Annotated in this window: 19 protein-coding genes and 1 pseudogene; 9 read left to right on the forward strand and 11 right to left on the reverse strand. The window is 43.1% G+C overall.

The window, feature by feature from the left end; translation table 11 throughout:
* Positions 1–314: 314 nt before the first annotated feature.
* Together EI164_RS07575 and EI164_RS07580 are read left to right on the forward strand one after the other, a co-directional pair.
* Entirely contained in the window at positions 315–2,000 is a 1,686-nt protein-coding gene (locus EI164_RS07575; RefSeq protein WP_192519374.1) for an ATP-binding protein, read from the forward strand.
* A 156-nt stretch (positions 2,001–2,156) separates the two neighbouring features.
* Complete coding sequence (locus EI164_RS07580) at positions 2,157–2,336, forward strand: hypothetical protein (protein WP_192519375.1); 180 nt, start codon at positions 2,157–2,159, stop codon at positions 2,334–2,336.
* 96 nt (positions 2,337–2,432) lie between these two features.
* Here EI164_RS07580 and EI164_RS07585 read toward each other — a convergent pair whose 3' ends face one another.
* A complete protein-coding gene (locus EI164_RS07585; RefSeq protein WP_192519376.1) occupies positions 2,433–3,911 on the reverse strand; it encodes an ATP-binding protein in 1,479 nt (492 codons plus the stop codon).
* A gap of 446 nt (positions 3,912–4,357) precedes the next feature.
* Between EI164_RS07585 and rpsP the strand changes: the two genes are divergently transcribed.
* From rpsP to rplS, 4 genes are all read left to right on the forward strand, one after another.
* The gene (gene rpsP / locus EI164_RS07590) at positions 4,358–4,627 is read left to right on the forward strand and encodes a 30S ribosomal protein S16 (RefSeq protein WP_068038349.1); all 270 of its coding nucleotides are present in this window, start codon (positions 4,358–4,360) and stop codon (positions 4,625–4,627) included.
* 148 nt (positions 4,628–4,775) lie between these two features.
* On the forward strand, positions 4,776–5,309 hold the full coding sequence (gene rimM, locus EI164_RS07595; protein WP_192519377.1) for a ribosome maturation factor RimM: 534 nt from the start codon (positions 4,776–4,778) through the stop codon (positions 5,307–5,309).
* Positions 5,310–5,411: 102 nt separating this feature from the next.
* Positions 5,412–6,185 (forward strand): tRNA (guanosine(37)-N1)-methyltransferase TrmD, encoded by a 774-nt coding sequence (trmD, locus tag EI164_RS07600; protein ID WP_192519378.1) that lies wholly within the window; start codon positions 5,412–5,414, stop codon positions 6,183–6,185.
* A 209-nt stretch (positions 6,186–6,394) separates the two neighbouring features.
* The gene (gene rplS / locus EI164_RS07605) at positions 6,395–6,787 is read left to right on the forward strand and encodes a 50S ribosomal protein L19 (protein ID WP_192519379.1); all 393 of its coding nucleotides are present in this window, start codon (positions 6,395–6,397) and stop codon (positions 6,785–6,787) included.
* Between the two features lie 218 nt (positions 6,788–7,005).
* On the opposite strand, the gene EI164_RS07610 is transcribed toward rplS, so the two are convergent.
* Positions 7,006–7,569, reverse strand: a complete 564-nt coding sequence (locus EI164_RS07610) for a DUF4442 domain-containing protein (RefSeq protein WP_192519380.1) — start codon at positions 7,567–7,569, stop codon at positions 7,006–7,008.
* Positions 7,570–8,131: 562 nt separating this feature from the next.
* Between EI164_RS07610 and EI164_RS07615 the strand changes: the two genes are divergently transcribed.
* Both EI164_RS07615 and uvrC read left to right on the forward strand, forming a co-directional pair.
* Positions 8,132–9,649, forward strand: coding sequence for a DUF3360 family protein (locus EI164_RS07615; protein ID WP_192519381.1), 1,518 nt, complete (start codon positions 8,132–8,134; stop codon positions 9,647–9,649).
* Positions 9,650–9,811: 162 nt separating this feature from the next.
* Positions 9,812–11,656, forward strand: a complete 1,845-nt coding sequence (gene uvrC / locus EI164_RS07620; RefSeq protein WP_192519382.1) for an excinuclease ABC subunit UvrC — start codon at positions 9,812–9,814, stop codon at positions 11,654–11,656.
* A gap of 11 nt (positions 11,657–11,667) precedes the next feature.
* On the opposite strand, the gene EI164_RS17490 is transcribed toward uvrC, so the two are convergent.
* From EI164_RS17490 to urtA, 9 genes and pseudogenes are all read right to left on the reverse strand, one after another.
* Positions 11,668–12,042: a TonB family protein gene (locus EI164_RS17490; RefSeq protein ID WP_192519383.1), complete on the reverse strand. Its 375-nt coding sequence runs from the start codon at positions 12,040–12,042 to the stop codon at positions 11,668–11,670.
* Between the two features lie 6 nt (positions 12,043–12,048).
* The gene (locus tag EI164_RS07630) at positions 12,049–12,618 is read right to left on the reverse strand and encodes a dihydrofolate reductase (RefSeq protein WP_192519384.1); all 570 of its coding nucleotides are present in this window, start codon (positions 12,616–12,618) and stop codon (positions 12,049–12,051) included.
* Between the two features lie 67 nt (positions 12,619–12,685).
* Entirely contained in the window at positions 12,686–13,546 is an 861-nt protein-coding gene (locus EI164_RS07635) for a thymidylate synthase (protein ID WP_192519385.1), read from the reverse strand.
* A gap of 45 nt (positions 13,547–13,591) precedes the next feature.
* Complete coding sequence (gene lgt, locus EI164_RS07640; protein ID WP_192519386.1) at positions 13,592–14,476, reverse strand: prolipoprotein diacylglyceryl transferase; 885 nt, start codon at positions 14,474–14,476, stop codon at positions 13,592–13,594.
* A 290-nt stretch (positions 14,477–14,766) separates the two neighbouring features.
* Entirely contained in the window at positions 14,767–15,465 is a 699-nt protein-coding gene (gene urtE, locus EI164_RS07645; RefSeq protein ID WP_192519387.1) for an urea ABC transporter ATP-binding subunit UrtE, read from the reverse strand.
* 74 nt (positions 15,466–15,539) lie between these two features.
* Positions 15,540–16,301: pseudogene (gene urtD, locus EI164_RS07650) on the reverse strand (urea ABC transporter ATP-binding protein UrtD); the annotation flags it as partial.
* Positions 16,302–16,393: 92 nt separating this feature from the next.
* Complete coding sequence (urtC, locus tag EI164_RS07655; protein WP_192519389.1) at positions 16,394–17,464, reverse strand: urea ABC transporter permease subunit UrtC; 1,071 nt, start codon at positions 17,462–17,464, stop codon at positions 16,394–16,396.
* Positions 17,465–17,474: 10 nt separating this feature from the next.
* The gene (gene urtB, locus EI164_RS07660; protein WP_225739172.1) at positions 17,475–19,307 is read right to left on the reverse strand and encodes an urea ABC transporter permease subunit UrtB; all 1,833 of its coding nucleotides are present in this window, start codon (positions 19,305–19,307) and stop codon (positions 17,475–17,477) included.
* A 170-nt stretch (positions 19,308–19,477) separates the two neighbouring features.
* A complete protein-coding gene (urtA, locus tag EI164_RS07665; protein WP_192519390.1) occupies positions 19,478–20,830 on the reverse strand; it encodes an urea ABC transporter substrate-binding protein in 1,353 nt (450 codons plus the stop codon).
* A 362-nt stretch (positions 20,831–21,192) separates the two neighbouring features.
* Here urtA and EI164_RS07670 point away from each other — a divergent pair, with 362 nt between their 5' ends.
* Positions 21,193–22,614 (forward strand): DUF4139 domain-containing protein, encoded by a 1,422-nt coding sequence (locus tag EI164_RS07670; RefSeq protein WP_192519391.1) that lies wholly within the window; start codon positions 21,193–21,195, stop codon positions 22,612–22,614.
* Positions 22,615–22,666: the final 52 nt, after the last annotated feature.

Consider the following 22,666-nt stretch of genomic DNA (forward strand, 5'->3'; position numbering starts at 1 on the left):
TTTGGTCGGTGGATAAAAACTTTGATGCTAGCGCATCTAGGTCTTTTTTTCACCTTGCATTTGGTATTGCACTTCATGTGTTAATCTAAGACTTAAATGCAGTGTTATGTGGTTTAATTAGGTAATTAGAGTGGGTGCTGATTAAGTAAAGGTTATATAGGTATGGCTTTAGATGAATATTATGTATTAACCAAAATACAGTAGTCCGTAGTTATCTTTATTCAACCGTTCTCAGAATTATTCAGCATATAATACAGCGCTTATATGTTGAATGATATCAGCAGTTTTTATTTATTAAGTTGGTTACGGCGCGTATGTCATTAGTCTCTTCTTTAAAACACAGTATCTTTGTTCGTATTTATGCAGGACTACTCATAGTCTGTCTATGTGTGGCATTGTTTGCTCAGTTATTGATGGATACCATTAATAAAGAGCGTGTACAGTCTTATCGTGAAAGTATGGCAACAGGTGCCTTTCATTTGGTGAGCGAAGGCATTGCGCATCAGAGAAATGAAGAGCAGCGTGAATATTGGTTGTCTGACGCTAGCAGTTTATTTGGTGCAGAGTTTAGTATTGTACCTATTGACGAGGTAGATTTTAATGCCAGTGAATTGCGACGTTTTGAAAATGGAGATACGGTTGTTCGCTATGTTGCTCAGCCTGTATACGCTGATGTTTATTATCGTTTGCCTGATAAGCAAAGCGTCTTAACAGCAAGAGTAACGCAAGTGACCGAGCAGCAAGTAAGAGCCATAGCGGTGTTTCTCTTGGATGATTTGTCTTACCATATGACGTTGTCTGATAAACGTGCACGTTTGGCTCAGTTAGAAGAAAAGTTCTCTTTTCCGTTAGAGTTTAAAGCAGTAAACACACTTAATTTAGATACAGATCAAATGGGGCGCTTGCGCCGTGATGAGGTGGTTATCTCATTACAAGATACCAATAGTAGTAAAAGTTCGGCTATCAAAATAGTTGTACCCTCTGAAATCAACGATATGGCGATTTTGATCGGTCCAGTACCGTTATTCAATTGGTTCCCACTCAATTTAATTATCAGTATGATCCTTATCAGCATGTTTTTGATTAGTTTAGGTGTCTATGCATTGATTTTCCCGCTTGAGCGTAAATTGCAGTTGATTCAGGTTGGTGTCAATGAAGTCAGTAAGGGCAATTTGGACATTCAGGTTCAAGTAATAGGACAAGATGAAATTGCGCGCTTATCTGCGACTTTTAATGCGATGACTTCACATATCAAACGATTGATTGAGTCGCAGCGAGAGTTGACAAGAGCAGTGTCACACGAATTACGTACCCCTGTGGCTCGTATTCGCTTTGCTGTTGATATGCTTGCTGATACTGACGATGAGGACTCACGTTTTATGCAACGTGATTATATCGATGAAGATATTGAGTCGCTTAATGGTTTGATTGATGAGATTTTGACCTATGCAAAGCTAGAGGAAGGTTCGCCCAAGTTGGATTTAGAGCCCGTCAATTTAAGAGAGTTACTTGAGCAGATAGAGCGAGAAACTAATGCTTTGGGCAAGCCAATAAAAATTGTAACCAAGCTACCAAGCGCTAAAGTGACGGCCGTTGCAGATAAACGATATTTACATCGTGTGATCCAAAATCTTGCAGGTAATGCACTACGTTATGCAGAGACGACGATAGTCATTAGTGCTGGAGTGAAAAAAGGCAATGCTTTTGTGAGCGTTGAAGATGATGGGCATGGGATTCCAGAGTCAGATCGTGAAAAAGTATTTATTCCATTTTCGCGTTTAGATGACAGTCGTACGCGAGCATCGGGTGGCTATGGGCTAGGTTTGTCTATTGTATCGCGCATTGCTTTTTGGTTTAATGGTAATATGAAAGTTGATGAGAGCCAAGAGCTTGGTGGTGCCCGATTTATTATGACATGGCCTATTAAGCCACTGACACAAATCCTGGCTGCTGATGAGTTGACGCAAGAAAAGAGTGAGCGTGATTTTGATGATAAGTAATAACGGGGTTTTGGATAAGGAATAGCGGATATATGAATCAATAAGCTATAGATTGGTTTGATGTCTTTAGATGAAATAATTATCAGTAGTTGATTAACGATAAATGTTTCAAAAATAGTTTTTTGAAAACAGCCTAGAAGCAAAGGAAGATAAAGAATGCCGTATTTATTTGGTGGTTTGGTCGTGTTAAATGCGATAACATTGGGTTATTATTTATTCTTGCAGCAACCATCAACAACTCAAACATTAAAAGCAGCAAAAGAAAGCATTACCCAGCCGTTAGAGTTTACTAATAGCGCCAACTATATCCCTCCTACTATTGGAACTAGAGACTAGGATATACGGAGCATTGCTAGTCTTTAGTAATCAAGGTGCTTTTTTAGAAGTATTTAAAACCACCATCAGGTGTTTTTGAGTATGTATTATCAATACTTAGTATTTCTTATCTAGCACATCATCATTGGACACAAGGGTGTCTTCTGTATCAGAAGCGATGGTCTGATCTCCAGCAACTTTAGACAGTAAAGGAATATGTACACAGACTTGTAGACCACCATCGGGGTGGTTGATTGCTTCGACCTTACCATGATGTAATCCTGCAATTCGGCTAACGATAGCCAGTCCCAGTCCACTACCTTGTGTGGTACGTGCGGTCTCTCCACGTTCAAATGGTTGCATAATACGTTCTAACTGGTCTTCTGCAACGCCATCACCGCAATCACGTACACATATCATTAACTCTTCTTGAGCTTCTTTATTAATCGCGCTTTCAGTAACTACCTCACTATCTTCAGTTTCAACTGTTTCTGTAAAAGTTGGTACAACAGTGGCTGAGAGATAAATAGGTGGTTTGCCATAACGATTTGCGTTATTGACCAAATTGATAATCAGGCGTTTGATAGATAACGGTCGTACGGGTACAACCTTGTCACACTCTGACTGATAAATAAACTTTATTGGCGCAAACTGCACCATAATCTCATTAAATATGGTATCTAAATTGGTCAAACTCACTGGTTCGTCCGAGCCGTCTTTCATAAAAGAGATGAACTGCTCTAAAATCGCATCCATATCTTCAATATCGTAAATTAATCCTTCCCGAAAAAAGTCATCTGGTAGCATTTCTGCCGTCAAACGCATGCGAGTCAATGGTGTACGTAGGTCATGTGAGATACCAGCAAGCATAATGGTACGTTCTTTTTGCGCTTGGTTTAAAGTGGTGAATAGGCGGTTAAATGCCATATTGACCTGACGTATCTCTGTGGGACCTTTTTGCGTGGGTAAAGTGGTTGCATGACCAAGACGAATATAGTTGGTTGCTGCACGTTGCAAATAGCGTAATGGACGGTTTAGCTGCCTGGCTAGTAGGATAATGGTTAGTAGCGATAAAATAGGTAGCCCAATGAGGAAGAGCACCAATAACCCAGGACTGTACTGTGAATAATAAACCACTGGTTCACGAATCCAAAAACTGTCATCACGACTATCTTGTATCCAAAGCTGCGGTGTTGGCTTGAATTTAAAGTACACCTCAACAGGACGACCTAACTGCGCACCAATTTCACGTTGCAACACATCGGTAAAGACTCCAACAAAAGCCTTATCAGACACTTCTGGAAAGTCGTTAGGATTATTTACCACTACGACATGAGAGTGCTGATAAATCCATTGGCGGACCTTAGGGTTATTTTGCCAATCTTTATTAACACTATTTATTAGTTGTAGCTCGCTTGTTAAATAGCGAGCATGATTTTTTAGCTCCGGTAAATAAAGGCTACGCCAAAAGAATAAAATCGATAAGCCAACACTAATAAGGACAATGAAGGAAACCATCAAAGTTGTCAGCCAAGTATTGGAGTAGGAGCGTGCTAGCCAACCTTTACGACGTGGTTTTGGGTTTGAGATAGTCATATAAATCCAACATATTGAAAAAGATTTTATTAGAGTATGTTTAAGCGTTATCGTACTTTAGCTTTGTGAAAAGCAAAGCATTAGCATTGCGAGTATCATCGCTTTTATTCTGACGACATATAGTGTTATTAAGTGATTGGGTAAATAGCACATAGTCGATGCTCTATAGATTAACACAATCATCTAGGGATACTGAGCGCTTTAGGGTGGTGTGTCATTTATAAACCATTTCGATATCTACGGATGATTATGTTAACAATCTGATATCAAGGATAGTACGATATGGTAGTTTGAAAAGTGGTGGCAATTCGCAATTATGTTCACATCCACTAGCGTTTAAGCTATTGTTAATAAATAATTAAATAAGCATAGTTTATGTTTTCAATAAATAAAGACTGTGATATAATTATGCCCTTTTTGGTATACCTGCGAAAGAGAGAATTCACATGGTTGTTATTCGTTTAGCACGGGGCGGTGCCAAGAAACGCCCATTTTATCAAGTTGTTGTTGCTGATCAACGCCGCGCGCGTGACGGTCGCTACATTGAAAACATCGGCTTTTTTAACCCACTCGCTAAAGAGTCTGAAGAAGCAGTACGTCTAAATATGGAAGCGTACAATGCGTGGATCGCAAAAGGTGCACAACCTTCAGATCGCGTTGCTTCATTAGTAAAAGCTTACAACAAGTCTGCCGCTCAAACTGAAGCAACTGCTTAAGTTTTTGTTGTTATAGACTTTAGAAAACATAGCGTAACTGGCTTGGCCAGGGTACGCCATTAACTGTTTATCGCTTTTGATTGCGTTTATCGCTTTTGATTGAAATGTATTTACAATTGCTGTTTTAATCAATGTTAGGTTAGCCGTTATGTCATCCACTCCAAACGCTAGTGCCCTTATGAAAATTGGCCAGCTTAAAAAGCCTTACGGTATTAAAGGTTGGCTTTGGGTGTTTAGTGATACAGAAGATCGTACGGCAATATTTGACATGCAGCCGTGGTGGATGAAAACTGCCACTGGCATGAAACCTTTAACTGTTAAAGCTTGGCGTAAGCAGGGCACAGGAATTGTGGCTCAATTTGAGCAGATTCCTGATCGCAATGTTGCTGAGACCATGAACGGTGTTACCGTTTGGGTCGAACAAGACGTTTTGCCTGAGACAGCTGAAGACGAATATTATTGGTCGGATTTGGTCAGCTTGCGGGTGATGAACGAGCAAGATGAATATTTAGGCAATATCACTGAGATGTTTGAGACCGGTGCCCATGACATCATGCGTGTAACGGCAAATTCAGATAGTTTAGATGGTGAAGAGCGCCTGATTCCATGGCACAAACAAACTGTAATACAGGTCGATATGACTGAAAAAACAGTGCTTGTGGCATGGCCAAGTGATTATTGATACCAGCTTTAACGAGACAAGCTTCGGCTTTTTTGTTAGTTATCATCGATAATCATACCGATTCATTTAACCATTAATAGCCACAGTGCAAGTAGATATTAGATGTATTTTGCCGTCATTAGTATTTTTCCTGAGATGTTTGCTACGATTCGTGATTTTGGTATCACAGGTCGAGCAGTCACTCAGAATCAAGTGGCGATTGAATGCATTAATCCACGTGATTATACCACTGATAACTATCGCCGTATTGATGAGCGCCCTTATGGTGGCGGTCCTGGGATGGTGATGATGGCTGAGCCATTGTCAAAAGCTATCGAGGATGCGCGCTTGCGGGCTAGTCAATATGGCTGCCGTGTTGACAGTGAGCACTGTCCGGTGATTTATATGTCGCCACAAGGGCAAACGCTCAGTGAGAGTAGAGTTGTTGATATGACGGAATACGATGGCATGATTTTATTGTGCGGTCGATATGAAGGCATAGATGAGCGCCTGCTATCGCAATATGTTGATATGGAGGTATCACTAGGTGATTATGTGCTGACCGGTGGTGAGCTACCAGCAATGGTACTTATGGATAGCGTGATACGTCGTCTGCCTGACATTATGGGTGATGATAGGTCTGCTGAGCAAGACTCCTTTGTGGATGGCTTGCTTGACTGCCCACACTATACTAAACCACATGAGTTCGCTGGTATGGCAGTACCTGATGTTTTACTGTCAGGACACCATGCCAATATCGCTAAGTGGCGCTTTAGTCAGCAAGTCAGTCGCACGCAAGCGCGTCGTCCAGACTTGTGGCAGGCATTTACACCAACGGTAGAACAAGCTAAGTGGCTAAAAGCATTGGCAAAAGCAGACAAAAAACAGCATTCATAAGAGTAGCGTTGATAAAAGCCATCTTATAAATGATTGATTTGATAAACGGTTAAGAAACAAATTTTGCGCAACAATAAACAGGTCATCGCATAGTGGCCTTTGGTTATAACCCATTTACGTTGCGTCTCACCATAAAGAGATGCGATTAATTATTACAAACAGGTGATATGCGTTAAGCCTCTATTATCTAATGTGAGGAGATAACTCTCATGAGCAACAAGCATCCATTAGTTCAGGTCATCGAAAATGCTCAATTGATTGAGCGCCCAAGCTTTGCACCCGGCGATACCGTTGTGGTTCAAGTAAAAGTACGTGAAGGCGATCGTGAGCGTTTACAGGCTTTTGAAGGTATTGTAATTGCTAAGCGTAACCGCGGTCTAAACTCAGCGTTTACCGTACGTAAAATCTCAAGCGGTGTTGGTGTTGAGCGTGCATTCCAATTGCATTCACCAATCATTGACAGCATTGAAGTGAAACGCCGTGGTGCTGTTCGCCGTGCGAAACTATACTACTTACGTGAGCGTTCTGGTAAATCAGCACGTATCCGCGAAAAACTTGCTCCGCGTGTAGCTGCTCCAAAGAAAACTGCCGCTAAAGCATAAGTTTGAGCAGATGCTCAAACTTGCTTAGTTGCTAAGCCTTCTATTAAATGGCAAGGCAACTAAGCAAAAGTAGATACAAGCCCTTATTAATAGGTTTATCATATAAATAAGCGGGCCATACCAAAAAAGACGAAACCCCAATCTATGCGCAAGCTAGGTTGGGGTTTTTGTATGTGGGCTTTTAAATAAAATTTAAGAGTTAGACGCTTAGCAGCGTCTTAGCTGTCACTATCCAAATTGTCTATACGACTGGTTTGATTTTTGGATTTACTGTATTTACGCAGTCTGATATATATCGTCTTTGTGACAGTCGCAATAACTTTTTGCTGTTCATCGACTATATCGACTTTATATTCACGAAAAACAGCGTCACCATCTTTTGCTAATTCTTGAATGGTAATGATTTCTGAGCTGGCAACTTTCATTCGTGCCGTTACTTTGGTATGGCCCGGTGCCACAAAATCAATATGTGAGCTTTTATCCCAGACAACATAGCTACTACCTAATTGATGCATCAGCATAATCATATAGAAGGGATCAACCATCGAGTACAAACTACCACCAAACTGAGTACCGACGATATTTTTGTTTAACGAGTTTAGTCCCATACTGACGACACATAGACCTTGGTCAAGACTTATGTGATCGATTTTGATACCTGCACCGACATAAGGGGCATAAGTGTTGATACGCAGCTTAAGTAAGTGTGGGGTTAGCAAGGGTAGGATGCTTTGTTTTGCTCGACGTTTTAAAGTCTCAAAATTGGTAGGTAGTAAACTCATGAATTCATCCTATTACTTTTTTGATTTTTTAGTTATACCGATGGCGTCAATTTTTTGAAAACTATGTAAAAGAATAAGGCGTGTTAAGGATTCACCATTTTAGCCCATATGGAAGACTATCGATTGAATTGAGGACACGCGCTGTTTGTAAATATTCAATACGTTCTAATAATTAAAGGGTATTTATCATAAGTAAAAAACAGCAAAACTGCTAGACTTAAAGCGTAACTAATGCCGAGATAGTATAAAAATTATGCCGTTAAAAGTTAACAAACGTATATAGATGTCTGTCAACAAGAGGCTTTGATATTAAGTATTAGTAGCTAATATTTGATATTTTTTGTCAATTTAATAGTTGATTAAGTTTCCAAAAAATTATAATAAAAACTTTAAGTTATGAAATATAGTGATATATATAGCATCTTTACATACTTATATGCTCGCATTTCCAGTTCCCATGTCATACAATGGCTTGCAATTTTTAATGGTTACTTTATTTTATATAGAGTCACATTAATAAATTATCAGTAAACAAAAGCCTCAGTCGACACAAGGAAATGTGATGAGTAACACTCAGATCCCTTCTCCAGGGTCTAATCAGCAGCCGTCTAATTATGACACGGAGCTATCAGATAGCTATCTTGATTTGCACAAACCAAGTTCGAGTTTTGAAAGTCGTGATGATTATCTAAACCATGAATTACAAATCATGCAGCCAAAACGCTGGCGCGCCAATTTACCATTCCGTGATTACCGTTTTGAATTTGAAGATACCATTCAAGCCATGGCCGCGACGATTGGTAAAGTCGTTATGGTAGGCGCGATTGCCGCAACATTTGCAGGTCCGCTTGGTTTGGGCGACGCGTTTGTTTTAGAGAACGTTCGTTATGAGCTATTAATCGTTTCATTCTTTATTATCTTGTTTTCAGGATTTTTACTACCGACGGCCAACCTTGCTGGTACTCACGGTCCTCTCATCCCACTTATCCCTATTGTAGTAGCCGCTGGCGGGCATCCAATGGCTTTTGGCCTATTGATTGGTGCTTTTGGTTTGCTGCTTGCTATCAGTAAAGGAGGGAGCTTGCTGGCCAACTTAACCAGTAAGGGTGTGTGCGGTGGCCTTTTGATTTACTTAGGGTTTATCGGTACCACCTCACAGGTTAAAAACTTGTTTGCCTGGTCAGAGAGTATCGGCATGTCGCATATTGCCTTTTTTATTATTCTAGCAACGATTTTGTTATACGCATTACTAGAACATTGGCAAAAACGCTGGCTAGCAGTCCCACTAAGCTGTGTGTTAGGTGGTGGACTTGCCTTTGCACTGGGTGCACCTTTTGAGTTTAAAACAGCACCAGGTTTACCACATATGAACCCTATGTATTGGTGGGGTGAAAACACAGGTTGGATGCTTGGACTACCAACAGTTGAAAGCTTTATTGTGGTATTGCCGTTTGCTATTTTAGCCGTTGCGATGTGGTCGCCAGATTTCTTAGGTCATCAAGTATTCCAAAAAATCAGCTATCCTAAACGTACTGAAAAAGTGCTAATGGATATCGATGATACAATGACCAGTGCTTCAATTCGTCAGGTCGCAGGCTCTGTACTAGGTGGTGCTAACTTTGCATCATCATGGGGTACTTACATTGTTCCAGCGGCAATTGCCAAGCGTCCAATTCCTGCCGGTGCTTTGTTAACGGCCTTATTCTGTATTATCGCAGGGGTGTGGGGCTATCCAATGGATCTGGCTATCTGGCAGCCAGTGATGTGTGTTGCATTGATTGTGGGTGTATTTATCCCATTGCTAGAAGCTGGCATGGAGATGACTCGAGAAGGCAAAACCACGCAATCTGCCGCTATTGTCGTATTCGCATCTGCGCTAGTTAACCCAGCATTCGGTTGGTCAATTACTTTATTGCTTGATAATTTAGGTTTGATTGGCTCTAAAGAGCGTAGTTCTAATTTAACGAAAATGAGCCGCTGGATCATACCTGGTATTATGTTTGTGGTATTGACCAGTGTCATGGCTATCGTTGGTATGCTACCAGGCATCCCAGCATTGATGGAGAACTTCCGTCATTAACTTTCATCAATTGGCATTAATAACAGCAGTTTGTTAGTCAATAAAAGTCAGCCTTGGTGCTGGCTTTTTTATGGGCAACGCTGTCATGATAACTGGCTTGCAAAACGCTTACTACCGCCCCATAACTAGCTATATATCAGTATCTTGAGAGCAATAAATTCTATGGTCAATGTCTCAGAATCTAGTCCTGTCGATGATAAAAAAGCCCGTCTTAAACATTTGATTCAACGTCTACCAAATTTGCCAGGCGTCTATAAGATGCTGGGTAAAAACGGTGATATCCTGTATGTGGGTAAAGCCAAATCGCTTAAGAGCCGTGTGAATAGCTACTTCGCTAAGACAATCGATCATCCAAAGACTCGGGCACTAGTGGCACGGATTCATGATATTGAAACCATTATCACCCGTAGTGAGACCGAGGCATTGCTGCTTGAGCAAAACCTGATTAAAGAGTATCGCCCGCCATACAATGTGCTATTGCGTGATGATAAGTCTTACTTGTATGTATTTATCTCAGCAGACAAGCCTTATCCAAGGTTGGCTTATGGGCGCGGTAAAGGCAATCATCAAAAAGGTCGATTCTTTGGGCCGTTTCCCTCTGCTCACGCGGCAAAAGAAACCTTGGTGCTGATGCAAAAAATGTTTCAAATGCGCCAGTGCACCAATACTTTTTTTAAACAACGTAAGCGCCCTTGTCTGGAATATCAGATTAAGCGTTGCCGTGCCCCTTGTGTGGGTTTGGTATCACCTGACGAGTATGCAGAAGATGTAAATAACACCATTCGCTTTTTAAAGGGTGATTCTAGCGACATTCATAGCGCACTGATTGAAAAGATGGAAGCATCCGCCGAAGAGTTGGATTTTGAAAAAGCGGTCTTTTATCGCGATCAGCTGTCTATGCTGCGTGAGGTGCAGGCCAAGCAGGCTGTCTATACCGTACAAGGTGAGGCCGACGTGATAGCCATTGCCAGTCAGGCAGGTATGACCTGTGTCAATGTACTGACCGTCCGTGGCGGTCGCGTACTAGGCGGTAAGAATTACTTCCCTGATGTCGACAGCAGCGAATCGCTTGCGGACAATCTCTCTGCTTTTATTACTTCATTCTACTTTCAGGTAACGGATGATTTGCCTGCAGAGATTATCTTGAGTCACGAATTACCCGATCAGGTGGCGGTCAGTGAAGCACTGGCGACGCATTTCGGTAGTAAAGTGGTTATCAAAACCAATGTGCGTGAGCACCGTGCCGAATGGCTAGACTTGGCAAAACTGAACACTAATAATGCGCTAAAAACCAAGCTAGGCGACTATTTAGAGTTGCATGCGCGCTTCGGGGCACTAAAAGATGTATTGACCGATGTCACCGAGCGTACCATTGACCGGATTGAGTGTTTTGATATCTCTCATACCATGGGTGAGGCGACCATTGGCAGCTGTGTGGTGTTCGATCAAGGTGGCTCGCGCCGACGGGATTATCGCCAATACGCTATCCATGACATCCAAGGCGGTGATGACTATGCAGCGATGAAACAAGTGCTGACTCGACGTTATAAGAAACAGCCATTGCCTGATTTACTATTGATTGATGGCGGCAAAGGTCAGCTAGGTATTGCTAAAGAAGTGCTGACCGAGTTGGACATTCTGAGTGACACCTTGCTCATTAGTGTGGCAAAAGGGGAAGGGCGCAAGGCTGGGCTTGAAGTATTGCACTTTATCGATCATGAACCTTTAGATTTGCCGATGGATAGTAAGGCGCTACACTTACTGATGCATATTCGTGATGAGGCGCATCGTTTTGCGATTACGGCGCACCGTAAGAAACGCGACAAGCGTCGTTCATCGTCGGTACTAGAGGTGATACCCGGACTGGGTGAAAAGCGCCGCCGTGACTTACTCAATCATTTTGGCGGTATGCAGCAACTACTTGGCGCATCCCAACAAGAGCTATCAGGCGTGCAAGGTATTGGTCCTGTGCTCGCAAAAACGGTTTATAAAGTATTGCATGAGTAAATAGATATAGCTCAGTGGTGCATATCAACTTCAACCATTTTGTAAACAATAGGTAAGCTTACAGTTGATTCTATGAATTTACCGTCTTCAGTGGCCGCATGGAATATCATTTTGCGGGCCTGTATAGTGGCTTTTCTATCTAGGTGTCGATTACCTGACGATTTCTGAATACTAGCCCTGTCAACTGTGCCTTTCTTATTTATATTTAATGTAAGTATAAGGTCCAAACTTTCTCCAAAGTTCATCCTTCTCGATGCTTGAGAAGGGAGAGTAAAATCTACGGAGCGCATAACTGTAGGAGGAACTATAACAGGCTCTCGTTGAGGTAGACTTTGGCAGCCTGTCATAAATGCGAAGAGCAGTAAAAATGGTAAAGTTTTTTTCATTACTTCTTATTTCTCCGCATTTTTATAAGTCACAAATTTAAAATCCAACGCGCTTTTCTCATCGTGCATCTGCTTAGACTCTTCTACTACTGCAAATTCACTTGGTAACTCAGGATAGAACGCATCACCATCGGTAATTTCGGTATCGACGTGGGTCAATTCGATGCGGTCGGTATACATTAATGCTTCACTAAAGACACGCTCGCCGCCAATGACCCAAATGGTGTCAAGATGCGCGCCATGTGCCAGACTGGCTGCTTGTGTCAGCGCATCGTCTAGATTATGTACCACATGAGCATTGTCCTTGCTAACTAGGTCTTTTTGTTCCGCATAATCCAGTTGGCTGCTGATGATAAAGCTCACACGTTTTGGCAAAGGTTTGCTGCCCATCGACTCAAAGGTTTTACGACCCATAATGACGATACCTTGTATCCCGCCATCATTTTGTTTGGTCGTCATTTTTTTAAAGTGCTGTAAGTCTGCTGAGATATGCCACGGCAGCTCATTATCCTTACCGATACAGCGGTTACTACTAATCGCGGCGATTTGGGCAACTTCGGTGTGGGCATAACTCATAATCTATCCTTTTTATTATTTTTTATAATGCTAAGCTGATTTACAGCAGTCAATCAAACAAGTGCTGCTATACAGCCACTTTGGCTTTGATAGCAGGATGTGACTCGTAACCTTCAACACTAATATCTTCGTAGGTAAAGGCAAAAATATCATCAATATCAGGGTTGAGTACCAATGTAGGCAGTGTATATAGCGAACGTGTCAACTGTAGCTCAACTTGCTCACGGTGGTTTTGATAAATGTGGCAATCGCCACCTGTCCAGATGAATTCGCCGACTTCTAAACCACAGATTTGCGCGACCATATGGGTAAGTAGCGCATAGCTAGCAATATTAAATGGTACACCCAAAAATAAATCTGCTGAGCGCTGATAGAGCTGACATGACAGTTTATTGTCCGCGACAAAGAACTGAAACATGGTATGACAAGGCGGTAGGGCAACTTGATCGGCCTCGCCTGGATTCCAGCCAGATACAATCAAGCGTCGTGAATTGGGGTTGGTCTTTATTTGCTCAATGACCTGAGTGATTTGATCGACACCATCCGCATTATAATTACCAGCATCGTCTTTCGTTGCGCCATAGTTGCGCCACTGATGACCATAGACAGGCCCCAAGTCACCAGCAGGACGGTCAAAGCGTGCCGTCTGCTCGGCAGTAGCCCACTCATTCCAAATGCGCACGCCGTTGGCTTGCAGATAATCGACGTGAGTACTACCACTCAAAAACCAAAATAGCTCATAAGCGATGGATTTGAAATGAACTTTTTTGGTGGTCAATAGCGGAAACCCTGACGCCAAATCAAAGCGTAGCTGTGCGCCAAAGTGGCTTAGCGTACCAGTGCCAGTACGATCGCCTTTTTCGGTGCCTGTGGTCAAAACGTGTTGGAGCAAATCTAAATAGCCCTGCTCGTTATTGCTGTTAATCATAAAAATGCTCGTCGGTATGGTTTAATATGCTGTTAGATATGTAGCTTAATAAGCCGCTTGCTTACCCCAGTCATAGATGCCGCGTTTGTAGGCATAGATGAGTAGGATAAAGCCGATAACAATCATCGGAGCGCTGAGCATTTGCCCCTTGGTTATCCAGCCTAAAAAGATGAATCCTTGGTCAATATCCGGTTGACGGAAGAACTCGATGATAAAACGACTCACGCCATAACCCAACATAAACACGCCTGTTGCTGCCATGCGAGGACGTGGTTTTGAGGAATACCACCATAATAATAAGAATAACAGCAGCCCTTCAGCAAGTGCTTCATATAGTTGTGAAGGATGACGAGGCAATAGGTACTGACCATTGACTTCAGTCATAATGTCTTGTAGCGCAGGGTTAGCCTGTAGCTGCTGCATGTCAACGCTAGCCGCCTGTGGGAAGTAAGTGAGCCAGTTATAGCCACCGTCAGAGACACGGCCCCACAGCTCGGCATTTATGTAGTTGCCGATACGTCCGAATAATAGGCCAGTTGGTACACATGGCACGATAAAATCCAATACTTGGAATGGGGTCTTCTTATACTTACGAGCGAAATAAAACATCGCAAGCATGACGCCGATCAAGCCGCCATGGAATGACATACCGCCTTCCCAGACTTTAAATAGATACGCAGGGTTTTGTAGTAATTCACCGAATTGATAAAACAAGACGTAGCCGATACGGCCGCCCAAAATCACACCAAGTGCACCAAAGAACACTAGGTCGGATACCATGTCGCTAGTCCAGTTATCGCGTTTGGTGCTGCGATACCACGCTAGTCCGTAAGCGGCAGCAAATGCTAGCAAATACATTAGCCCATACCAATGGACTTCAACAGGCCCAATGGCTAATGCTACAGGATCATACTGAGGGTGAATCATCATAATGGCATCATAATATTGGTAATAAAGTGCTGACTATCATAGCAAATTTCATGCGCCCAGCATACACAATTGCTATGATGCCAAGCAGTTAACATCGAGAAGTTGAACGGTTGATACAGGGGAGAATGTATAGGGTAGGAAGCCAGTAAGGTAATAAATGAAATAGGACAAACCGTTGTGATTGCAAAAAGGTTTTATAACGAGATATAGAGCGTTGTCTTATGTCAATTATCATTATTTAAAATAAAGACACGCTCTAATCACTATAAGGTTGTTATGAGTGAATATCACTAAATGGCGACCAAATCCTGTACTTCGTTTTCGACCATCGTATCGCCTGCGCCCTGAGATACTACTTTGCCACGTGACAAGACAGTGTAGTTATCTGCCAGCTCCTCAGCAAACTCGTAAAACTGCTCGACCAATACAACCGCCATGTCGCCTTTGTCCGCTAAGTCTCGTAGCACGCGGCCAATATCTTTAATGATAGATGGCTGAATACCTTCGGTGGGTTCATCCAAAATTAGCACCGTTGGCTCGGAGGCTAAAGCGCGAGCGATGGCCAGTTGCTGCTGCTGACCGCCAGATAAATCACCACCGCGGCGATGCTTCATTTCATCAAGTACCGGAAAAATATCATATAAATGTTTGGGTACATGCTTGGCCTTACTGCGTGAAAATTTGGCCATGCCGATTAAGATGTTTTCTTCTACGGTCAGTGTCGAAAAGATATCGCGGCCTTGGGGCACATAAGCGAGACCTGCCCTTACTCGTTGCTCAGGAGACAGTTTGCTGATGTCTTTGCCATTGAGTAGAATTTCTCCTGATTTGATAGGCAGTATTCCCATCAAACATTTGAGTAGGGTAGTTTTGCCCACACCATTACGACCAAGTACCACGCTGCACTCGCCAACGGGTGCTGTCAGCGAGACGTCCCGTAAAATATGACTGCCACCATAGTATTGGTTGATAGCGTTAACTTCTAGCATGGCTGTCTCCTAACATTTAAATCTTCTCCTAAGATGCAACTCTCTAATATTATCTGATTTATCTAAATCACTTTCTATCGACCTAAGTAGGATTCAATCACCGCTTCATTGGCTTGCACTTCGGCTAAAGTACCTTCGGCCAAAATTGCACCTTGTGCCAATACAGTAACTTTTTCGCTAATAGCATCAATAAAAGTCATGTCGTGCTCGACGACGACTAAGGTATGGTTTTTTTTCAGGCGTAAGCACAGCTCGGCAGTATGCTCAGTTTCTGCATCAGTCATACCTGCCACAGGCTCATCAAGCAAAATTAGCTTGGGGCCTTGCATTAACAGCATGCCAATTTCTAACCATTGTTTTTGACCATGTGAAAGCAATCCGGCTGGCTTGTTGATTTTGTCGGTCAGGCGGATTTGTTGTAGGGTAGCGTCAAGCGTATCGCGAGTATCAGCACTGAGTTTGTTAAATAAGCTTTGCATGACACGCTTGTCTTTGGGGGCAGCCAATAACAAATTATCCATTACTGTAAAGTTTTCAAAGACAGTCGGTTTTTGAAACTTACGACCGATGCCCGCTTCAGCGATTTCTTCGGTCGACATATTGGCAAGGTTATGGGTTTGCCCAAAAAACACGCTACCTTCTGTAGGGCGAGTTTTACCAGTGATAACGTCCATCAGGGTGGTTTTGCCCGCACCATTTGGACCAATGATGCAGCGTAGCTCACCTTCTTCAATGTATAACGATAAGTCGTTGAGTGCGCGAAATGAATCAAACCAAACGCTCAATTCTTCTAGATATAGAGCAATACCATGACTAAAGTCAGCACCTGATTTTTTGGGATGAGTGAGACCATCACGACCATCAGTGTGGTCAAATTCAGACGGTTCTTTGGTAGGTTGTTCAACCGATAACAGTTTGTCCTTTAACATCAATACTTCTCCTTTTTGAAGCGGTCAAACAGACCCATAATGCCATTGGGTAAAAACAGCGTGACGACGACAAACAGTCCACCTAGAATCAATAGCCAAAACTCAGGGTAGGCGACAGTGAAGTAAGTTTTGACCGAATTGACCACACCGGTTCCTAAGATTGCTCCAATTAATTTGCCTCTACCACCTGTCGCTACCCAAACTGCCATCTCGATAGAATTAACTGGATTCATTTCACTCGGATTGATAATGCCTACTTGTGGTACATAGAGTGCGCCTGCGATGCCTGCAATGACGGCTGATAGTACCCAAGCAGATAGCTTGTACCATAATGTTCGGTAGCCTAAATATTGCAAGCGATTTTCGCCATCGCGAATAGCACCAAGTACTCGTCCGTATGGTTGATTCATCAAATGACGCAAACCCATATAAGATACTAATAACGCCAAGGCTGTGACGAAACATAGCATTGAACGGGTAGAGGCAGCGGTGATGTCGTAGCCTAGCAGGGTGGTAAAACCAGTAAATCCATTGTTGCCGCCGAAGCCAGTTTCGTTACGGAAAAACAATAATGCGGCTGCATAGACCATCGCCTGAGTGATGATCGAAAAGTAAACGCCTTTGATTTTGGAGCGAAAAGCAAAGAAGCCAAATATAAAGGCAATGAGGCCTGGCACTAAGACTACTAATGCTGTTGCCCACCAAAAATTTTGGGTGCCAGCCCAATACCATGGTATTTCCGTCCAACTCAAAAATCGCATAAAGTCTGGAAGCGCATCGCCTGCTGTTTCGCGCGTTAAATACATACCAAATGCATAACCGCCCAAGGCGAAGTAGAGACCATGTCCCAAGCTCAAGATACCGGCATAACCCCATACGAGATCTAATGCCAAAGCGACCATAGCCAGTGCCATTATTTTACCAATGAGCGTAATCCAGTAAGCTGAAAGATGAAATGTTGAGGTTTCTGGTATGAGATGTAGCCAAGGTAGTATTAATAGTACGGCAAAACATAAACCAATTAACACGGCACCACGCGGTGTATCAGACAGCAGTTTAGTCAATATCATAGGAGTCTCCTTATTCGACAAAGCGGCCTTTGAGTGCAAACAAACCTTGTGGCCGTTTCTGAATAAACAGAATCACAAGAACCAACAATACGATTTTGGCCAAGACTGCACCGATACCAATCTCAAGCACCGTGCCGCTGACACCGAGTCCTAAGGCTGCTAATACTGCGCCCCATACTTGACCGACACCGCCTACCACGACGACTAAGAAAGTATCGATGATATAGGTTTGACCCAAGTCAGGACCCACATTGCCCACTTGAGCAAGCGCACAGCCTGCCATGCCGGCAAGTCCAGAGCCTAAGCCAAAGGCCATCATGTCGATACGCGCAGAAGGAATACCAACTGCTTTCGCCATTTGGCGGTTTTGTGTCACTGCTCGTATAAATAATCCAAAGCGAGTTTTGTTGAGCAAGTACACCAACAGTGCCACGACGATGACAGTGAACACAATGATGGCAATACGGTTGTAAGGCAGTACAAGGCTCGATGACACTTGATATGCACCGCTTAACCAAGCCACGTTACTGACTTCGACGTTTTGCGCACCAAAAATCATCCGTACTAACTGCATTAAAATCAGACTCACCCCAAAGGTCGCCAATAGGGTTTCTAGCTGACGACCGTACAATGGGCGAATCACAATGCGCTCAATAATCATACCGATAATAGCGCTGACTAAAAATGCCGCTGGAATAGCAGCAAGCAAATACCAGCCTGCCATATCTGGCAGATAAGCTTGAAATGCGTTTTGAACCATATAGGTGGTATAAGCACCAATCATAATCAGCTCGCCATGCGCCATATTAATCACACCGAGAAGTCCAAAGGTAATCGCAAGGCCAAGCGCCGCTAGCAATAAAATACTGGCCGTACTCATACCTGTGAAAATATGACCTGTCCATGTACTGATTTCAATACGGCGTGACACGCTGGATTCAGCATCGATAAGCGCCGCTTTAAGTGCAGAGTCCAAATTATCAGCGGCAAGGGCAGACTCGATATCGACTAATACTTGTGGGCTATCACTATCCGCAAGTAGCTTTACGGCTGCTATTTGAGTGGGTAAATCACCGTTTTTAAAGTCAATACGAGCTTGTAGGGCAGTCAGCGCTTTTTGGACTTTCGCATTGTCCTCATTTGCTGCTGCTGTCGTAATAATGGTTGGATCTACTTGATTGATATTGTTGGCTAGAATATCGACTGCTTGTAGTCGCTGTGCGGGCTTGTCAGATTCGAGCTTGACCTTTGCTTGACCAAATACAAGTGCTGAGCGTAACGCATTGGTTAAGGTAATTTGGGATAAATCACTGGGCCAGTCGGTCGTTTCTGTTTTATCAGGATAGGTAAATAGCTGGTCATCGGCATTGAGTAGATAAGTTTGTCCGCCATTGCCCTGATACAGCTCATCATTGGCAATGTATTCAACCAAATTGTCTAAGCTTTCGACGGTTCCTGGCCAATCACTCAACATAGCTTGCCGCTGGCTAAAGTCACCTGCTACAAATTGCTCAATGGTGTCGTTTGAGTTTTCAGGGTTTGCTATTGAAGTATCTGAGGTGGTGGCTTGAGTAGAGCTAGATACGCTTGCAGGCGTGATCTGTGATTGCTCGCTATGCGCAGCATTCGTATCATGGTCATGTGCTGGACCGTCATGGTGCGCATGTGCAGAAGTGGCAAAAATTGTTATAAATAGTGCAGTCAAAGCAAGTAGCCGCAGAGATATAGATATTGGAAAAATCGCAGCGTGCTTTATTAGCCCACTTATTGGTGCTTGTTGATGATTGCCATGCTTAGTAGATGCTGTTTGTCCTGCAGTGGGGCATAAGATGTGACGCTGCATGTGCGGCTCCCTGTTCTTCACGGTCAACAAATTCTAGGTTCTATTACTTAGCGTATTCGGGTATGTCTTCAATTTATTCGACAGTCATCTAAATAGGTTGAAAATAAAGGTAGAGCGTAGGCGCTGTACTGTTTCATGCGCCTAGCACTACCAATTTTGAGGTAAGAGATTTATTTCGGAATGTATTCACTCCATGGCTGTGCTTGGATCACCTCTGGCGTTTTGAAAATCGTATCAAATTGTCCATCAGCACGAATTTGACCAATCATAACGGGTTTCCATAGATGATGATTTTCTTCATCCATTTTTAGTGTGTAGCCTGATGGCGCATCAAACGTCTGTCCTGCCATGCTAATACGTACTTTGTCGACATCGGTGGTGCCAGCTTGTTCGACGGCTTGTTTCCACATATTGATGCCCACATAGGTGGCTTCCATTGGGTCATTGGTCACGACTTTTTCAGCATTGGGTAGGTTTTGGTCTAGTGCGTATTGCTTATAGCGTTTGGTGAATTCGCTGTTGGTTGGGTTTTTAATCGACATAAAGTAATTCCATGCCGCTAAATGTCCTTGCAATAAGCTGGTATCGATACCGCGCAGTTCTTCTTCACCAACTGAGAACGCCATGACTGGAATATCTGCGGCGTCAATACCTTGGTTGGCAAGCTCACGATAGAACGGAACGTTTGAGTCGCCATTGATGGTCGATATTACCGCTGTCTTTTTGCCCGTTGAGAACTTTTTGACGTTGGAGACGATGGTTTGATAGTTACTAAAACCAAATGGCGTGTACTCTTCCATGATGTCTTCATCAGCGATACCTTTTGATTTCAAAAATGCTTTTAAAATCTGGTTGGTGGTGCGTGGATAGACGTAATCGGTACCTAGTAATACAAAGCGCTCTGCACCGCCACCTTCTTCACTCATCAAATACTCGACGGCTGGAATGGCTTGTTGGTTGGGTGCCGCGCCTGTATAAAAGATATTTTCTGATTGTTCTTGACCTTCGTACTGTACTGGATAGAACATTAAGCCGTTTAACTCTTCAACCACTGGTAACACGGACTTGCGTGATACAGACGTCCAACCACCAAAAATAACATCTACTTGGTCTTGAGTAAGTAGTTGGCGTGCTTTTTCAGCAAACAATGGCCAATCAGAAGCGGGATCAACGACGACTGGCTCTAGTTGCTTACCGAGCACACCACCATTGGCGTTGATTTCGTCAATGGTCATTAATGCAGTGTCTTTAAGAGACGTTTCAGAGATGGCCATGGTGCCAGATAGCGAATGCAATATACCCACTTTGATCGTGTCACCATCAGCAGCAGGGGTAGTCGTTGTTTCTGTAGTGGTTTCGGCTGTTGTCTCGGTTGAGGGTGTAGTCTCTGCAGGCTTTTGACAGCCAATTAAACTCAGGCTACCCGCCACGGCAATGGTCAATAATGACACGCGTGATTTGAGTTTGTTGTGAGGGTTTGATTCACTAAATTGAGGGCTAGTTAGAGTCGGTAACGAAAACATGGACATCTCCTAAATAAACACAAAAGATAAAATTGCTGTTACTTAACAGTGATTAATAGTTCAAGTTTCGTGCCAATCAAAAAGTCCAGCTATTTGGCAAATAACGGCTTAATAATTGAAATTTATGAAGATTTATCTTTAATATAGTGCATGGATTTTGGCAAGTTGCACCATAAAGGGGAATAAATAGCGAAATAATACAAACGATAGAAACAGAGCGTTTCTATTTATAAAGACATTTGTTGCTAAAAAGTTGCAAAAACGCTACGGTATTATTTTTAATGTATTGAGTTATACTGCTTCTGACTCTTTCCTGGCCTTAGTCGAATGGCGTGGTCATTTTTATCTTTGAGGAATTATCCATGCAACCACGTTTAGTAGAACCAACTATCTCGACAGATAGTACTATTTCATTACGACTGGCCAAAAAAATGGCTACATCTACCTTTATGCCGATTGTATTTCTGAGTGGTGCTACTTTTAGTATGTCTAGTGCACAAGCTGCTGTAAGCAGTGTAGAAAACGTCACTATCTATCAAGGTTTGGCCAGTGTCACACGTACTCTACCGATTGATGGGAGTGGTGAGCAGACGCTTATATTTTCGTGTTTGTCACCTTCTATGGATAAAGACAGTGTGAGTGTGCAGGCGCTAGGAAATGTCAATGTTGGCGAAGTCAGTATTGAAACATTGAGCGGTGAGCAAGCAGCGCAGTGTCAGTATCAAGGCGATGCACAAGTGCAGACGCAACAGGATAATTTGGCTAGCGTCAATGCTGAGTTAGAAGCGGCTTATCTAACCAAGTTATATTTGCAGAATCTAGCCAAAGTGACGCAACTCAGTATGGAAGGTACGCTGGCTAGCAATACCAATGATTTGCAAGCACAAGCAGTAAACGTAAATAAGCGGATACTAGACCTTGAGAAACGTCAAGCCAGTGCGCAAGACGCGCTTAATCAGTTGATGGCAGGTAGTACGACCACCACGCAAAACAGTGTGACCCAAGTGAGTGTGCGTACAGCCAGTCGAGTGCCAAGTACTGCCAAATTACACTATCAAGTGCGTGGCGCTAGTTGGGAGCCGACATATCAAGCCCGCCTAAATACTGATACCAAGCAACTTAATATCACTGCCTCTGCGATTATCGCCCAACAAACTGGTGAAAACTGGCTAAATATTCCATTGGTATTGAGCTCAGTCAACCCCAATCAAAACACCACTGGTCGGCTACCTAATGTGAAGCGTTTGTCTTTATACGAAGAGGAATCTATGATGATGGCTGATGCCGCTCCAATACCATCGCCAAAAGCAATGCGTAGAAGCTCTTCTGTGCAATATAAACCAACTGCTGAAGCTAGCTCTCCGCTACCGAGCTTTACCGTGAGTAGCCAAAATAAAAATGGTATTACCGAGTATCGATTACCACAGCGCGTTAGTATTCCAAGCGATGGCAGGCATGTGCGAACGGTCATTGATGAGCAGTCCGGTAGCAGTAAATTATGGATTCGCAGTACACCAAGTGTGGAAACGGCTGGCTATTGGTATGCCTCAGCACCATTCTTGACACCAGCTTGGGTCGATGGTTCTTTGCAATTATACCGCGATGATAACTATGTCGGACAGTCACGCTATAGCTATCAGATGCTAAAAGAGCAGGGCATTGGCTTTGGTATTGACCCCAATACGATCGTAAAACAGTTGACCAATGAGCAAAAATCAGGCGACAAAGGCGCATTCAGTCGTACACAAACATTGACCGAGACTGATGCCTATCAATTTACTTAGGACTTACGCAACAATCAGTCTAGGCGAGCGTAACTGCTCGCAGAGATAGTCA

This window comes from Psychrobacter sp. FME13 (assembly GCF_014861395.1).
In the GTDB taxonomy this organism is placed as follows: Bacteria; Pseudomonadota; Gammaproteobacteria; order Pseudomonadales; family Moraxellaceae; genus Psychrobacter.

Excerpts from the sequence above, each read along its gene's own strand:
- rimM (WP_192519377.1), top strand. The coding sequence starts at position 4,776 with ATGTCATCCACTCCAAACGCTAGTGCCCTTATGAAAATTGGCCAGCTT.
- urtE (WP_192519387.1), bottom strand. The coding sequence starts at position 15,465 with ATGCTAGAAGTTAACGCTATCAACCAATACTATGGTGGCAGTCATATT.
- EI164_RS07630 (WP_192519384.1), bottom strand. The coding sequence starts at position 12,618 with ATGAGTTATGCCCACACCGAAGTTGCCCAAATCGCCGCGATTAGTAGT.
- uvrC (WP_192519382.1), top strand. The coding sequence starts at position 9,812 with ATGGTCAATGTCTCAGAATCTAGTCCTGTCGATGATAAAAAAGCCCGT.
- urtB (WP_225739172.1), bottom strand. The coding sequence starts at position 19,307 with ATGCAGCGTCACATCTTATGCCCCACTGCAGGACAAACAGCATCTACT.
- EI164_RS07585 (WP_192519376.1), bottom strand. The coding sequence starts at position 3,911 with ATGACTATCTCAAACCCAAAACCACGTCGTAAAGGTTGGCTAGCACGC.
- EI164_RS07670 (WP_192519391.1), top strand. The coding sequence starts at position 21,193 with ATGCAACCACGTTTAGTAGAACCAACTATCTCGACAGATAGTACTATT.
- EI164_RS07580 (WP_192519375.1), top strand. The coding sequence starts at position 2,157 with ATGCCGTATTTATTTGGTGGTTTGGTCGTGTTAAATGCGATAACATTG.
- EI164_RS17490 (WP_192519383.1), bottom strand. The coding sequence starts at position 12,042 with ATGAAAAAAACTTTACCATTTTTACTGCTCTTCGCATTTATGACAGGC.
- EI164_RS07615 (WP_192519381.1), top strand. The coding sequence starts at position 8,132 with ATGAGTAACACTCAGATCCCTTCTCCAGGGTCTAATCAGCAGCCGTCT.
- urtA (WP_192519390.1), bottom strand. The coding sequence starts at position 20,830 with ATGTTTTCGTTACCGACTCTAACTAGCCCTCAATTTAGTGAATCAAAC.
- urtC (WP_192519389.1), bottom strand. The coding sequence starts at position 17,464 with ATGATATTGACTAAACTGCTGTCTGATACACCGCGTGGTGCCGTGTTA.
- rplS (WP_192519379.1), top strand. The coding sequence starts at position 6,395 with ATGAGCAACAAGCATCCATTAGTTCAGGTCATCGAAAATGCTCAATTG.
- EI164_RS07575 (WP_192519374.1), top strand. The coding sequence starts at position 315 with ATGTCATTAGTCTCTTCTTTAAAACACAGTATCTTTGTTCGTATTTAT.
- trmD (WP_192519378.1), top strand. The coding sequence starts at position 5,412 with ATGTATTTTGCCGTCATTAGTATTTTTCCTGAGATGTTTGCTACGATT.
- rpsP (WP_068038349.1), top strand. The coding sequence starts at position 4,358 with ATGGTTGTTATTCGTTTAGCACGGGGCGGTGCCAAGAAACGCCCATTT.
- EI164_RS07635 (WP_192519385.1), bottom strand. The coding sequence starts at position 13,546 with ATGATTAACAGCAATAACGAGCAGGGCTATTTAGATTTGCTCCAACAC.
- lgt (WP_192519386.1), bottom strand. The coding sequence starts at position 14,476 with ATGATGATTCACCCTCAGTATGATCCTGTAGCATTAGCCATTGGGCCT.
- EI164_RS07610 (WP_192519380.1), bottom strand. The coding sequence starts at position 7,569 with ATGAGTTTACTACCTACCAATTTTGAGACTTTAAAACGTCGAGCAAAA.